This is a genomic window from Corynebacterium sp. A21, from assembly GCF_052266655.1.
Classification (GTDB): Bacteria; Actinomycetota; Actinomycetes; order Mycobacteriales; family Mycobacteriaceae; genus Corynebacterium.
Map to the genome: position 1 here is coordinate 21718 of NZ_JBQPQY010000016.1, position 13906 is coordinate 35623.

General features: G+C 56.5%; 21 protein-coding genes, 2 tRNA genes and 1 pseudogene. 23 read left to right on the plus strand and 1 reads right to left on the minus strand.

The features are described from left to right. Positions 1 to 76: 76 nt before the first annotated feature. From ACTU46_RS14880 to ACTU46_RS14980, 21 genes and pseudogenes are all read left to right on the plus strand, one after another. On the plus strand, positions 77 to 286 hold the full coding sequence (locus ACTU46_RS14880) for a hypothetical protein (RefSeq protein WP_443383278.1): 210 nt from the start codon (positions 77 to 79) through the stop codon (positions 284 to 286). Next, a complete protein-coding gene (locus tag ACTU46_RS14885; RefSeq protein WP_443383281.1) occupies positions 283 to 684 on the plus strand; it encodes a hypothetical protein in 402 nt (133 codons plus the stop codon). The genes ACTU46_RS14880 and ACTU46_RS14885 overlap by 4 nt, the downstream gene beginning before the upstream one ends. Then, complete coding sequence (locus ACTU46_RS14890) at positions 681 to 989, plus strand: hypothetical protein (protein WP_443383284.1); 309 nt, start codon at positions 681 to 683, stop codon at positions 987 to 989. Before ACTU46_RS14885 ends, ACTU46_RS14890 begins: the two co-directional genes overlap by 4 nt. Then, the gene (locus ACTU46_RS14895; protein WP_443383285.1) at positions 986 to 1276 is read left to right on the plus strand and encodes a DUF7352 domain-containing protein; all 291 of its coding nucleotides are present in this window, start codon (positions 986 to 988) and stop codon (positions 1274 to 1276) included. The genes ACTU46_RS14890 and ACTU46_RS14895 overlap by 4 nt, the downstream gene beginning before the upstream one ends. Then, entirely contained in the window at positions 1273 to 1575 is a 303-nt protein-coding gene (locus ACTU46_RS14900) for a hypothetical protein (RefSeq protein WP_443383287.1), read from the plus strand. The genes ACTU46_RS14895 and ACTU46_RS14900 overlap by 4 nt, the downstream gene beginning before the upstream one ends. Positions 1576 to 1748: 173 nt before the next feature. Further along, the gene (locus ACTU46_RS14905; RefSeq protein ID WP_443383289.1) at positions 1749 to 2009 is read left to right on the plus strand and encodes a hypothetical protein; all 261 of its coding nucleotides are present in this window, start codon (positions 1749 to 1751) and stop codon (positions 2007 to 2009) included. A gap of 145 nt (positions 2010 to 2154) precedes the next feature. Beyond that, positions 2155 to 2682, plus strand: a complete 528-nt coding sequence (locus ACTU46_RS14910) for a hypothetical protein (RefSeq protein ID WP_443383291.1) — start codon at positions 2155 to 2157, stop codon at positions 2680 to 2682. 182 nt (positions 2683 to 2864) lie between these two features. After that, entirely contained in the window at positions 2865 to 3212 is a 348-nt protein-coding gene (locus tag ACTU46_RS14915) for a hypothetical protein (protein ID WP_443383293.1), read from the plus strand. Continuing rightward, positions 3190 to 4431: pseudogene (locus ACTU46_RS14920) on the plus strand (PBSX family phage terminase large subunit); the annotation flags it as partial. The gene ACTU46_RS14915 and the pseudogene ACTU46_RS14920, both read left to right, overlap by 23 nt. A 269-nt stretch (positions 4432 to 4700) precedes the next feature. Then, positions 4701 to 5360: an HNH endonuclease signature motif containing protein gene (locus ACTU46_RS14925; protein WP_443383363.1), complete on the plus strand. Its 660-nt coding sequence runs from the start codon at positions 4701 to 4703 to the stop codon at positions 5358 to 5360. After that, positions 5323 to 5481, plus strand: coding sequence for a hypothetical protein (locus ACTU46_RS14930; protein ID WP_443383365.1), 159 nt, complete (start codon positions 5323 to 5325; stop codon positions 5479 to 5481). The genes ACTU46_RS14925 and ACTU46_RS14930 overlap by 38 nt, the downstream gene beginning before the upstream one ends. A 1-nt stretch (position 5482) precedes the next feature. Next, complete coding sequence (locus ACTU46_RS14935; protein WP_443383295.1) at positions 5483 to 7189, plus strand: phage portal protein; 1707 nt, start codon at positions 5483 to 5485, stop codon at positions 7187 to 7189. Between the two features lie 38 nt (positions 7190 to 7227). Then, a complete protein-coding gene (locus ACTU46_RS14940; RefSeq protein ID WP_443383297.1) occupies positions 7228 to 8325 on the plus strand; it encodes a phage minor capsid protein in 1098 nt (365 codons plus the stop codon). Positions 8326 to 8681: 356 nt separating this feature from the next. Beyond that, positions 8682 to 8752: transfer RNA gene (locus ACTU46_RS14945), tRNA-Trp, on the plus strand. 42 nt (positions 8753 to 8794) lie between these two features. After that, positions 8795 to 8868: transfer RNA gene (locus ACTU46_RS14950), tRNA-Gly, on the plus strand. A 60-nt stretch (positions 8869 to 8928) separates the two neighbouring features. Next, positions 8929 to 9414, plus strand: coding sequence for a hypothetical protein (locus ACTU46_RS14955; protein WP_443383299.1), 486 nt, complete (start codon positions 8929 to 8931; stop codon positions 9412 to 9414). A gap of 2 nt (positions 9415 to 9416) precedes the next feature. Beyond that, the gene (locus tag ACTU46_RS14960; protein ID WP_443383301.1) at positions 9417 to 9656 is read left to right on the plus strand and encodes a hypothetical protein; all 240 of its coding nucleotides are present in this window, start codon (positions 9417 to 9419) and stop codon (positions 9654 to 9656) included. A gap of 2 nt (positions 9657 to 9658) precedes the next feature. Further along, a complete protein-coding gene (locus tag ACTU46_RS14965) occupies positions 9659 to 9850 on the plus strand; it encodes a hypothetical protein (protein WP_443383303.1) in 192 nt (63 codons plus the stop codon). Positions 9851 to 10624: 774 nt separating this feature from the next. Then, the gene (locus ACTU46_RS14970) at positions 10625 to 10867 is read left to right on the plus strand and encodes a hypothetical protein (protein WP_443383305.1); all 243 of its coding nucleotides are present in this window, start codon (positions 10625 to 10627) and stop codon (positions 10865 to 10867) included. Next, complete coding sequence (locus ACTU46_RS14975) at positions 10860 to 11255, plus strand: hypothetical protein (protein WP_443383306.1); 396 nt, start codon at positions 10860 to 10862, stop codon at positions 11253 to 11255. The genes ACTU46_RS14970 and ACTU46_RS14975 overlap by 8 nt, the downstream gene beginning before the upstream one ends. Continuing rightward, complete coding sequence (locus tag ACTU46_RS14980) at positions 11252 to 11581, plus strand: hypothetical protein (RefSeq protein ID WP_443383308.1); 330 nt, start codon at positions 11252 to 11254, stop codon at positions 11579 to 11581. Before ACTU46_RS14975 ends, ACTU46_RS14980 begins: the two co-directional genes overlap by 4 nt. A gap of 43 nt (positions 11582 to 11624) precedes the next feature. Here ACTU46_RS14980 and ACTU46_RS14985 read toward each other — a convergent pair whose 3' ends face one another. Further along, on the minus strand, positions 11625 to 12119 hold the full coding sequence (locus ACTU46_RS14985) for a hypothetical protein (RefSeq protein ID WP_443383311.1): 495 nt from the start codon (positions 12117 to 12119) through the stop codon (positions 11625 to 11627). 118 nt (positions 12120 to 12237) lie between these two features. On the opposite strand from ACTU46_RS14985, the gene ACTU46_RS14990 reads away from it, so the two are divergent. After that, positions 12238 to 12948: a hypothetical protein gene (locus tag ACTU46_RS14990; protein ID WP_443383312.1), complete on the plus strand. Its 711-nt coding sequence runs from the start codon at positions 12238 to 12240 to the stop codon at positions 12946 to 12948. An 11-nt stretch (positions 12949 to 12959) separates the two neighbouring features. Then, a complete protein-coding gene (locus ACTU46_RS14995) occupies positions 12960 to 13871 on the plus strand; it encodes a hypothetical protein (RefSeq protein WP_443383315.1) in 912 nt (303 codons plus the stop codon). Positions 13872 to 13906 lie beyond the last annotated feature (35 nt).

A 13906-nucleotide genomic window follows, 5' to 3' on the forward strand; every position in this document is an offset into this window, starting at 1 on the left:
AGAGTGGATTGTGCGGTCCCCTTCTGGTGACAGCGCCAAGATCTTCCCCACCCTCCCTGAGGCTCACACCTTTGCGATGAGACAGTCCCGCACAATCACCGTGGAACTGCCGAAGGTGGAAGACGTGGCCTTTATCGAGGGGAAGTACGGCACCCTCATAAGCCGACACCCCAGCGGGAATGTCTGGCTGGACAGTGACTACGTCCAATTCAATATTCTCCCGGAGGAGCTGGAACCCATCGCCCGCACGCTCCTCGCCATGCACTACCGAAAGGCACAACAATGAGCCGCACCACCGAGCAGTGGGAAGCACTCCTGGAAGGCGCTACCGAAGGCCCATGGAAGTGGGACAGCCACCGTGTCCCCACCCTGTACGGAACCATCCCCAGCTCTACTGGCGATTATGAGTTCCAGGTGGATGTTCTCGACGCGGATCATGACGGCGGGTGTGGGTGCCGACAGGCCTGCGAATTGGAACTCCATGTGAGTGACGCGGACAAGGCACTGCTCGCCGCCGCCCCGGAATCAGTGGCCGAGGTGGTCAGGCTGCGGAGGGAGCTGGAAGAAGTCCGGCACGACATGCAACTGCTTGCTGAACAAAGTAACAGTGACCCCGCATCGAATGCGTATGCGGAAGCGGAGAACCGACTCACCACCATTCTCAACCCGAAGGACAAAAAATGACCGAGAAGCTAATCACCGCCGAACAAGCGCAGGAGCGACTGTCCGAACTGGAGGCCATGAGTGACTGGACGGGTGAGGATCGTATCGCCGCTGAATATGCCCAAACCGTGGTTTCTCAGGGTGTCGTGATTAATGCTTTCCGCCTGACGATTGAGCAGCAGGCCGAGCAGATCCAGCGGTTGCAGCAGGTCGCCGTTGAAGCCGAGGTCATCTTCTGGGAAGCGACCGGGCATGACCTGACACAACAGCTCGAACGCAGGGGCGCAAAGCTCGAAAGAAACGACCTGGAGGACATGAAGCCATGAGTGATCGTAAGGCTATTTGGAAGTACACATTCCAGGTCAGCGACGTTGTGACCCTGCAGATGCCCGGCCCCGTGAAGTTTCTGAGCATGGTGGAATCCGAAGAGTACGGGCACCTCACCCTGTGGGCAGAGGTCTACCCCGACAGTCCCATGGAAGACCAGGTTTTGCGGGTGTTCGGAACGGGGCATGGCTTGCCGCATATCCCGATGGACTACATCGGCAGCACCAGGGCAGGCGCTCTGGTATGGCACGTCTACCACGACTACACCAAGAGGAGCCTACGATGACTAGCTCAATGACCCCGGAGGAAGCGCAGCAATGGGCAGACATGGCAGACGATGTGCCCGGATACCACGACCAGCCAGCATCACGGGCCTACCGCACCATCGCCGGGATGAAGGCGGAATGGGGCGTGGAAGTTGAAGATTATGGACTCATCATTCATGGCCTGAAATGGCACAAGAGCCTTGAGCATGCGCGAGAAAGCTGCCATGAGATAAACGAAAGAGCCACCAGAGATGACGGGAAGCCCGTAGCCCGCCTGGTTCGTCGGCACGTCACCGGAGTGATCACAGATGCCACATGAAGCGATGATCGGAATCCTCGCCGGCGGAGGAATCGGAGTCACCCTGACCGGACTTTTCGTAGCGATTGCAGTCAGTCTTGAGCGAAGGCCCACAAGATGGTTGGCATTCCTCTCCGTCTGCATGCTCATCATCGGGCCCTCCATGATCGGAGCCGCAATCGGATGGGGGAACCATGAGTGAGCAGCGTATGAGCTTGTCCCGTGCCCGTGAGCTGGTCCATCCGGGTGCGTTGCATGATCAGTGGGAACCCTACGAAGCCGCCCGCACAATTGCGGCGACAGGAGATGTTCTCGACAAGATCAAAGCTGAGCGAGAGTCACTAGAAGATGACTGCGCGATGATGCGCAACTGCGAAGACCTCGAAGAAGGAATCATGGACGGACTTGAACAAGCAGCACGCATGCTCGCAGAGGTGCTAGGAGAAGAACCATGACTGAGTGGGAGTCGGCCGGGGTCAGCGGGGCATGCATCATGCTACTCATCGCCTACCTCACGATTATCGGATAGCGAAGCCCCTACCCTTTTGGGTGGGGGTTTTCTTGTTTCTGCCAACCCCAATGGGGTGCACACTACTTGGCATGATGACTCCTATTGCACAGTTGAAGTTTTATCCCGGGAACGCTAGGCGGGGTGATGTTGACCTCATCGCAGAATCCCTGAAAGTGAATGGTCAGTACAAGCCAATCGTGGCGGCCAACGGTGGCAAAGCCCCGGAGATGGCCGGTGTGGTAATCGCGGGCAATCACACACTCATGGCTGCGCAGCGTCTTGGGTGGGCTGAGATTGATGTGCATTGGGTGGATGTGGACCCCGATGAAGCCCGCCGCATCGTGTTGGTGGACAACCGGTCTAATGATGCTTCTACGTATGACACGGAGGAATTGCTCAAGCTACTCACGGATTGGCCGGATTTGGATGGTACTGGTTTCACCCGCGATGAAGTGGATGCTTTGTTGGATGCCATGGATTCCATTGGGGAAGAACCGGAGCCGGAACCGGAGCCTGTGACATCTTTCGGACTGCTCATCGAACTCGAATCCAAAGCAGATATGACCCGACTCAAAACCGAACTAATCGGACGCGGATACACAGTCGGAGAAGCCTAGGTAATCCCATATAGGACAGTCCCAAATATCCTGCCAACTGCATAAATTCATACGCTGACACCCTGAAAGTTCGCAACCCAGGAGGTTAGTAAATGGCATGGGGAAACGGCCCAATCGGCAGGGGCGAAGAAGTCGAATACCGGGAGAAGATGCAAAAAGCATTGAAGCTCCGCAAAAGTGGAATGACATACCCGGAGATCGCCAAGCACCTCGGATACGCGGATCATTCGGGGGCGCGAGACCTGGTGAAGAAGGGTCTAGAGGAGCTGACTCGGGAGCCTGCCGAAGAGTTGCGTGATCTGGAACTGTCTCGTCTCGATGATGTGATTCGTGGCCTTTACCCAAAGGTCATGCGGGGGGATCACAATGCCAGTAACTCAGTGATGCGGGCAGTTGATCTGCGCTCAAGGCTCAATGGTCTCTTTGATGTTCAGGTGGATAATGGGCAGGCCGATGCGGTGAAGATCCTGGGTGACTTCCTCGCAAAGACCATCGAGTCCGCCGGTGATGGCATTGACGAAAGCGACTAGGGGCGGATTCTCCCCCACCCAACGGGTTGCACTGGCATCCTCTGATAGGCGTGTCACCTTGTGGGATGGGGCTGTTCGTTCGGGGAAAACCTTTGCGTGGATCTTCCTCATGCTGGGGAAAGTTGCCGACCATCACGGTGTTGGCGGCATCATCATCGTGGGAAAGAACCGCGACTCGATCTATCGGAATGTGTTTGAGCCGATTGAGCAGAATGATGAGTTCACGCTTCTCCGATCCCATGTGCATTATCGGCAGGGCGCTGCGCATGCCACGATCTTCGGGAAGCGTGTTCACGTTATCGGGGCGAATGATGCTGGGTCTGAATCAAGAATCAGAGGAATGACCCTCGCAATCGGATTCGTGGATGAGCTGACAGTTGTGCATGTGCAGTTCTTCAAGCAGCTGTTAGCCCGCCTGTCTGTGGATGGTGCACAGCTGTTCGCCACGACAAACCCTGATACGCCGGGTCATTGGCTGATGAAGGATTACCTGTCAAAGATCCCCGGGTCACGCCATTTTAAGAAGTCAACCCCGGAGCCGGAGCAGCTACCGGATTGGCTGTACAAGCATTTCACGATGGAGGATAACCCGTCACTCTCAGAGGAGTACAAGGCCAGCCTTCGCCGCGAGTACACGGGCGTGTGGCACCGCCGTTTCATTCTTGGTGAGTGGGTGGCGGCTGATGGTGCGATCTATGAGTTCTTTGACACGAATGTGCACACTATCGAACCATCCGAGTTGCCGCAGATGGATCGCATCCTGTCACTCGGGATTGACTATGGAACGACGCACCCCACCGCCGGAATGCTACTCGGATTAGGCCGACCACTGGACGAGAACGGGAAACCAGGGCCAGAGAAACTGTATGTCATTGACGAATGGGCACCAAACTTCCGAGACGGCGGCAACATCAGCCTCACGGATAAGCAACTCTCCGATGACCTGAAACGATGGCTCGCAGGGCAACCCGAACCTGAATACATCTACGTTGACCCAGCAGCCAAATCATTCCGACTACAACTCTATGACGATAACTTCCACGGACTCGCACCAGCAAAGAATGATGTCCTCGATGGTATCCGTTCCGTGGCTTCCCTACTCGCCAACGGGGATCTACTCATATCATCCACATGCGAACGTTTGATCGAAGAAATCCCCGGATACCGGTGGGATGACAAAGCGTCCGAGCGTGGTGAGGAGAAACCCATCAAGACCGATGATGACTACTGCTTCACTGCGGAAACAATCATCAACACTGATCGCGGCGATAAACCCATCTCAGAAGTAACAATAGGGGAAAATGTGCTGACCCGAGACGGGTACCGAAAGGTCTTGGACTCAGCCATGACTAGCCACAGCGCTAAGATTAAAGTAGTCGAATTTAGCGATGGAACCATCCTAAGAGGAACCGGTAATCACCCCGTATTCCTCGAAGGTAAGGGGTGGACTCCACTTGGAGAACTTCAGCCAGGAGATGAGATTAAGAAATGGTCGTTGAAACAGTCACCTTCAACGGGGTTAAATTCCGACGTTACCCAGAAGCAAAGCAGCAAGCCCACCGCCGGTATTACCGGGCTGGAATCGCAGACTCACAGCGAGGTATCCAAGCTCTCCACCAGGAAGTTTGGAAGCACTACAATGGGGGTGCCGCCATCCCGGACGGGTATCACGTCCACCATAAAGACCATGACTTCAACAATAACTCCCCCGGCAATCTTGAACTTGTTGAACGTCTCGCCCATTTGCGACAGCACTTTGCAGAAAGAAAGTCCGACCCTGAGTTTCGCAAGAAAGCTAGTGAGAACTTACGGAAGGTCAGTGCAGCTGCTGCCGAATGGCATGGATCTCCCGAGGGGCTTGAATGGCATTCTAAGCATGGGAAAGAATCTTGGGAGAAACGGGAATACCGAGACCTCACATGTGAACAGTGTGGGGGCAATTTTGAAACTAAATCACGGCATGGAAGTGAACGATTCTGTTCAAACAAGTGCAAGTCTGCATGGCGACGAGATTCAGGGGTTGACGATGTTGACCGGGAGTGTGCCTTCTGCAGAACAGAGTTTCGAGTCAACAAGTACAGCAAGGCCCGATGCTGTGGACGTAAGTGTGGTGCGAATCTCCGAAGCAGGGAACGCGCCGGTCTATAACTTGACCGTTGATGACAATCATGAATATCTCGCCAACGGGATTCCCGTGCACAATTGTGACGCACTCCGCTACGCCGTTTTCTCCACTAGGCATACGTGGTCAAGATACCTAAGGAATTGATATGAGCACATGGCCGCCTAAGCCTTATGATCGGGCGTTTGCTCAGATCGCGGAGTCTCATGCGTGGTGGGCCGGCAACGTCAACCAACTATCGTCACGCTATGGGTATCCTGCTCCGCACCCTAATCAGATGCGTGGCGGGATTGTTGGGGCGGTTGCCCGCATGTGGATGGGCAAGCCTACTGGTGTTGGTGAGTCCTCCGACAAGTTGCATGTCCCGTTGCCTGCGGACCTTTGCCACCTGTCGGCCACCAGTCTGTTTGATACGCCGCCGACTGTTGGCCTATCCGCTGATGAGGATAACCCCGAAGCGATGGCGCGGATTGATGCGTTGGTGAACACTCAGAAGTTCGCCGCTAATCTGCTGGTTGCTGCGGAACTATGCGCTGCGCAGGGTGGCGTGTACGGGCGGGTTGTGTTCAACACCACTGTGAAGCCTGAACCGTGGATTGATTGGGTGCAAGCAAACCAAGCGATCCCCGAATGGCACTATGGTGAACTCTTCGGCGTGAAGTTCTGGCGCATCCTGCCCTCCGAGGATGACAAGACCGTGTGGCGGCACATGGAGCACTACACCCCCGGATGGATTGAACACACTCTCTGGGAGGGAAAGGCTGATGACCTTGGGCGGAAGGTTGACCTTGAAGCCCACACGTTGACTGCCCCGCTGGCATCCGAGGTGCAGGATGGTGGTTTCATCCCCACCGGCGGCACGATGCTGGCAGCCGCATATATTCCGAATGCGAAGCCCAATGTGGAGTTCATCAACGAGGGTGAACTGTCTCATTTGGGGAAGTCGGATCTCGCCCCCGAGTTGTTCCCCTTGTTCGATAAGCTGAACATGGCTTATAGCAGTCTGATGCGGGATGTTCGCCTTGGACGCGCCCGCATCATCGCCAGCGAACAACTGTTGGATGATCGCGGTGCCGGTAAGGGCCAATCCTTTGACATGGACCGTGAGATCTTCACCAAAGTTGCCGGCGGACCGAACGGTGAAAGCCTCATCGAGGCGAAGCAATTCGAGATCCGGGTGGATGATCACCTGAAAGTTGTGGAGGATCTGACAATTAAGATCCTTCGCCGCGCTGGATACTCCGCCATGTCCTTGGGTATGGATACTGCTGGGGTTGCCCAAACCGCCACGGAAATCAAAACCAAGTCACGCGCCACCAGGTCAACCACTAAGGCGAAGGGGCGTTATTGGGCTGATGGTATCTCCCATTTGACGGCTGCACTGTTGGAGATTGACCGCGACTTGGGCAACACCAAGGCAGTGTTGGAGCACCTGCCGACTGTGGAACTCTCAGACCCCGTGGAGGAGACTGAACTTGACGCGGCGATGACCATCCAAGCACTTGACGCGGCGACTGCTATCAGCACGGACACGAAGGTACGGATGCTTCACCCCGAGTGGGAATCCACGAAACAGGATGCCGAGATTGATCGCATCCTCAAGGAAAAGGGTGTGGACTTCGACCCGTTCGGCATCCCGGATGTTGACCCGCTGGCACCCACCGTTGATCCTGTTGCCCCTCCCAAGGGTGAAGGGCTAAGCCCGGATGATCTGTCTAAGACCACCACTGCGATTGGTAATGCCCGCCGTGCTGGTGTCACGGATGATTCCATCAAGGCCATGTCCGGACTATCAGATCTTGAGTTCATTGATGGTGCACGTCCGATCACGATGAAGTACAAGGATGAAGAGTAACTTTCATTCGGGGTGGGCCGGATGGTTAGGATGCTGTGATGCTTGATCCTTATGAGGCGGAGTTCGCCGCCGATCCTGTTGTGGCCTTGTACAGGCAGGCTGAGATGTTCCTTTTGGGGAAGATCGCAGAGTCAGCACGCCGATTGTCGGATGCCCCGAATTGGATGCAAGCACAGTTGATGGAGGTGCAGCGACTCAGGCGTTACGCGGAGTCCGCAGCGGGAATGGTCGCATCACGGCTGCCCGATCTGGTGGCGGGTTCCGTGGAGAATGCCCACACCATGGGCGTGGTGCAGGGCCTGGCAGAGGTCGAGGGGTTGACGGCGACTACTGCGGTGACGGCTGCTTCCACGATTGAACACAGTGCGGTGGTGGCATTGTCTGCCCAGGTGTCTGCGGACTTGTCGAAGCTTGATCGCGGGATACTCAGGGGTACGGATGATGCGTGGCGGAAGATTATCCAGAACGTCACCAGCCGGACTGTGACGGGTTCGCAGGATGTGCAGTCAGCATGGCGAGCCGCCACGAAAGACATGGCAGCCGAAGGGTTGACCGCGTTCACGGATAAGGCCGGGCGTAATTGGAAGTTGGATACTTATGCGGAGATGGCGACTCGGCAGGCCACGAATGAAGCACTCATGGCGGGTCACACCAGTGTGATGGTGGAGAACGGGTTGGATCTTATCCGGGTGTCATCGCATGCGAATCCCGCTCCGATGTGTGTGCCGTATGAGGGGAAGATACTTAGCATCTCAGGGGCGCATTCCGGCACAGTGGTGATGCCCAGTGGTGTGGGTGAGGGGGATGCGATTGTGCATGTCACAGCGAGTCTGGATGAAGCCAAAGCCAATGGCCTGCGTCACATAAATTGCAGGCACGTGTGGTCTGCGTATGTTCCCGGCACTGGACTCCCCGACATTAAGCACGACCCGGACAATGAGGGCTATAAGGCAACCCAGCAGCAGCGCTACTTGGAGCGGAAAGTACGTGAGTGGAAGCGTGTGGAAGCCGCAGCCTTGGATGATGCTATGGCGCGTGATGCTAGGCAGCGTGTTCGTGGCTACCAGGCACGTATTCGTGATGTGGTTGCGGAGCATGATTTACCGCGTCGCCGTCACAGGGAGCAGTTGCGCTAACCTTTCAACCCAGTCGAACAGGTGTGCTATAGTAGTTCATAGCTGCCAAGGAGTTATTTCCTTTCGCCTTGGCGGCGTGGCCCCGATTGACTGTTACCGGGTAAGACAGTTGTTTCCCCCAGTGTGGCGAGTTTCCGCCCCTGGGGGATTCTTCATGCCATGGGTGTTTTTACCTTTCAAGCGACTCGAACACGTGTGCTAATATGGGGTCCATAATCTTCCATCGTCTAACGGCAGGACACCAGTTTTTGGTACTGGCTATCGAGGTTCGAATCCTTGTGGAAGAGCTGATCTCTACCCCATGCGGGTACGGGTCAAAATCTGAACGGTGTGGCTACTGGCAGCCGTTCAGGCAGTCGGAGTTGGTGTAATGGCAACACAATGGTCTCCAAAGCCATTGACGGGAGTTCGATTCTCCCACTCCGGGCTGAGGGTTGCATGATTCTCACAACCGCTCATGCAACCGTAGGCGGGTATAGCTCAGTTGGTTAGAGCGCCACCCTTCCAAGGTGGATGCCGCGAGTTCGAATCTCGCTACCCGCTCTATGATCCGGGCGTTCGACCCAGGTCACATGGCCCGCCAACCGCGAAAAGGAACAACCAATGAGCGAGACCCCGAACATCCACGAACCCACCTCCACGAAGATTCACCTCAGCCGCAAGCCCACCATCAACGGCCAACGCGTCGCAGTAGGGGTTGGGCCGATTGCCATTGTCCCGATTGGTTCCCGCGTCGCCGTGACCCTCACTCTCCACGCTTCGGCGTTGGACATTGATTGGACGGAGTTGCCGGACAGTGTTGAGATCATCGCCCCTGAGGATGTTCTCGCCCGACGTGCTGCCGCCATCGAATCTCACGATGCGGCTTCCTATCGGCATGAGACCGTGCTGACGGATAACACCACAGGCCCCGAGGGTGATCGTTTCGATGAGGAATACACGCGGGATGAATGGATCTCGGATGAAATCTTCTTAGCAGTGCGGTCTCTAGACGGTAGCCGCGACCTGCGTAACGAGTCCTGGGAAGTCATCAGCAACGCTATCCGCGACCACCTCAAGGCCGAGGAAATCATCCCGGAGGGCAAGTAACCATGACTGTGGAGCAGTACAAGCTGCTGGTGCAGACCCTCGCGCAAACCGCCACCCGTGAAAAAGTGTTCCCCTCGGACATTGTGATAGCGGAAAAGATGGGCATCGACATCATTCCGTACCTGATCAATCTGGGGTTCGGTGCTGATCGCCATGAGGTCATGGACGCTGCGGGAGATGCCATGATCGGCCACGTCACGTTCATCACCAGTGTTAACGCCGCAATACGAGACATGGTGTAGCCATGACCGAGGATCCTAATCTGACTGAGGTGCGGCGCATCACCATCACCCAGGCCATAGACCCTGATGGGGAACTCCTCATCGGTTGGGAAATCTCCGAGGGCGCGACCTTCCTGGAAGTGGTGGGCCTGTTGGAGGCTATCAAGCTGTCGATGAATGAACGGTTCCGCAACGGCGAATGGGAAGACAAATAATCATGTGCCAACCCGAATACCCGCGCCCCTTCGCCCAGGCTGACCAAGTGAATGGCTATGAGCCGAGGTATACGGGTCGCCCAGCCCAAGGGATCGAGCCGAAGCATATCGCCTGCTGTAGCCACAACCCTTGCCCGGATCGGCCCCGCTGGTTCATTGGCCGTTTTGAGAAGCGAACATGGCTCTGCCCGCAGTGCAGCATGGCGTGGCGCACCTACTGGACGAACGCTGCCGACTCAGGGTTCTGGGCATGGGAAGAGTTGGGAAGGTTCGGAGAGAGAAACCATGGCTGACATGCTGCTGCGGGGGCCGAACAAAACGTGGGCCAACTGCACCTGCAAATACTGCATCCGGGGCAGCCGAAGGATGCTGCGCCGCGCCAACCGGGCCAAAGACAAACGCGCATGGCAACGAGACCATCAGGAGGGCGACCGTGGCTGATGGTGATGTGCATGTGATGCCGGTGACGGATCTCATCGAACACGAATACGAAGACTGCCCATGTTTGCCTGAGGTGGAGCCAGTTCCCCGAGAAGACGGGTCAATCGGATGGATGATCACCCACCACAGTCTCGACGGCAGAGAACTCCAAGAACGCGGGGAGACGATACCCAATGAACGCTAAGCATCCTGGTCCGTGGCATATTTGGTTTGCCTGGCACCCGGTGAAAACCATGTGGGAAGGCCGGAAATGGCTCACCTTCGTTTACCGGCGGAGATGCCACAATCGTCAGGGCTGGGACTACCGCTACACACCCCTATAGAATGGACACCATGAGCAGCACAGGGCATTTCGACGCGCAGGAATCAAAGGACCTTGCACACCAAGTCTTTGGCATGCCAGCCCCCAATATGAAGGAGCTGGTGGATAAGCTCCACCAAAGCTTCCCAGACGAAGTTGCACCGCCTAAGCGTGACCAAGAGGAATATAGCGGTGAGCACGTCCACTGGGCGCACAGCAATGATGAACCCTTCCCGAAGATGACCCTAGGCGAATGGAAAGAAGCAAATGAGTAGCCACTACGTTGTCACAGCCGGCGAATACGACGAGTACCGTATTGAATCTGTCTACGACAACCTGGAAGATGCAATCCGCAGCGCATGGATCCACGACCCCACCGTATTCTTCACCTGCCATGACGAACTACCAGACATTGGCGTGTACGCCCCAGAGTATGTTGAGACTGACTTCCCTGATCGCCGCATCGTGTACCGCGCATACCTGGACGAAAATAGAATGTTCACGGATAAGATTCAGTACACGGAGGTTACAGCCTTCACCAACCCGATAGCCGCCAGGGCCGGAGCCGGGAACTATGGGAGACATGTCATCATTGGAACGGATAAAGGCGAAGTGCAAAAGTGGGCAGAAGAGAAACTGCTGCCAAAGAAAGCAGCCCGATGAAGACTGAATGGGAGTGGCACGACGGCATCCCGTGGCCCCGGCGTGTTAGCGAACCTGGTGACTGGGGATACGTCCCCAACCATGAATCACCCAAGGGCAGCATGCTGAGCAGTGAGCATCAGAACACCGTGGATGAATTAGCAGCCCGCGAGCTAAGCCGAACCACCGCCATGACCCTAGACGGTGCGCGAGGCTACATCCATTGGATGAAACAGCTCAGTGAGAGATTCATCCCCAACGTGCAAACCCATGGCGACTACGTGGTAATGAAACATGTGGACGAATGCGGTCGCCCAACTGGTCGATTCAAAATCGAGAACGCCTGAACAATGCCCCGCACCTAATCAGGTTGCGGGGCTTTCCCATTCCCTAATTAACGCCCGGCACCCAAATCTCCCCACCCCACACATCAGTGAGGATAACCTCCAACTCCTCATCGCTGGGGAAATACGCGGGACAGAACTCACGGGCAGTCACCGGGGGAATCATAATCGTGGCCTGTCTCCCGTTTGACTTGGCGTGATACTCCCCCATCTCCTCATGAAGCTTCCCGGGGTCAGTGTCCAGCATCGTGCAGAGTTTTCTTCCGTATTCCAGAATCTCCATGTTGGTCATTCCGTCTACCCCGACAGCTTCCATGTTGTTTTTGACCTGAGTGGTAGCTAATTCCTCCTCAGATGTTGGTGGACCGGAGTATGGCTGCATCGCTACCCGGCCATCCTGTTCCGGGGTTTCGTCTTCACTGAATGCTTCCTGGACTGATTCGAGGCGTTCGATTTCCTCATCAGTAAATTCCGGCTCCGAAGCACACGCTGCGAGTGCGAGTGCGCTGGCAATTAGGGCAATGATTCCTTTACGTTTCATAAGCCACAGCATAATGCAGCCACCAAACCCCACCCGGTTTTAACTCGCCAACCGAACACCTGTTCTACCCTCACCACTGACCCCAACACCGGGGCGCATTCGTTTGAGGGAGACAGCGTTGTCCGAACCGCAGGAGACCAACGGCCAGGAGCCACAGGTCACCACCGAACCCGCAGCCGCAGTTGACCAGTCCACTGCTGTTACCGCATCTGCCGAGCAGGTTGCCACCCCGGAGGTAGGCGACCAGCAGTCCGAGACCTTTGACCGCGAGTACGTCGAAAAACTCCGCAGTGAGAACGCCGCCGCCCGCATCAAGGCCAAGGAACACGCAGACGCAGTAACCGCAGCCAAAGCCGACAGTGACGCTCTAGTTCAGCAAATCGGCAAAGCATTCGGCTTCATCAAGGATGAGGACACCGAACAAGCCGACGCGAACAAGATTGTGGAACAGCTGACCAGCGAGCGCGACTCGCTGCAAACCCGGCTGCGAAACCAATCCGAGAAGATCGCACTGACCGACGCGGCGAAGGCTCACGGAGCGGACCTCGACATCCTTCTCCCCTACCTCAAGGGCAAGGGACTCCTTGCCGATCTCGACCCCAATGCCGATGACTACGCAGACCAGGTGTCTCAAGTGGTGCAGGCAGAGGTTACGTCCACTCCGAAGCTCGCAGCGCAGGCCGCTGAACGACGTTCCGGCGTAGACCCCACCAACACCAACACCGAGCAATCAGGAGCGCCGATCACCATCGGGGATCTCGAAAAGATGACCTCCGAGGAAATCGTGGCAGCCGATAAGGCCGGCAAGCTCGCTCACCTCTACAAGTAGGAGACACCACCATGTCATTCGCATCCTTTATCCCCAAGCTCTGGGAAGCCAAGCTCGATGTCCCGTTCCAAAAGGCACTGGTCTACGGCCAGCCGGGCATCGCCAACCGCGACTTTGAGGGCGAGATCTCCCAAAAGGGCGATACCGTCACCATCAACACCATCGCCACCGGCGAAGTGAAGGATTACGACCCGGCGGTTGCAATCACTTCGGACAAGCTGTCCACCACCGGAACCACCCTGACCATCGACTCCCAGAAGTATTACGCCTTTGATGTTGACGACATCGACAAGGTGCAGGCAGCTGGCGAGTTCCAGTCCACCGCCCTCGCGGACTACGCCTACAAGATGGCGGATGCTGTCGATCAGTACAACGCCACGAAGCTTAAGGCCGGGGCGAAGCACAAGCTCCCGAATGCTGTCGTATTCGACGGCTCCGACTACCATGTCCCCGTTGCTGGTCAGGTCACCGCATGGGATCTGCTGCGTAATCTGCGCGCCAAGTTTGATGCCGCACATATCCCCGAGGGTGCTCGATGGGCAGTTGTGGGCGGCGATTTCGCTTCTGCCCTGCTCGCAGATAAGCGCGTCACCGACGCTGCCCATGCTGGGGATAACACCATTCTCCTGAATGGTCAGGTCACCGCTAAGCCGGTCCTCGGATTCAACATCACTGTTTCCCCGAATGCCCCGGTGGTTGCGGGCCGGGAGACCATCATCGCAGGCGTTGCGGGTGGCTATTCCTTCGCTAACCAGCTCACCAAGTCTGAGGCATACCGCTCTCACGCGTCCTTTGCTGACACCTTCCGTTCCCTGAACGTTTGGGGTGGTGATGTGACTCGCCCGGATCGCATCTTCACTCAGGAGACCAGCATCGCGGCTGGTTCCCTTCCGGGTGCTGGCGAGACCGTTCCGGCTGGCTAGTTCGTAGATCCATGTTGATTGTGCCCCTGCCCTTT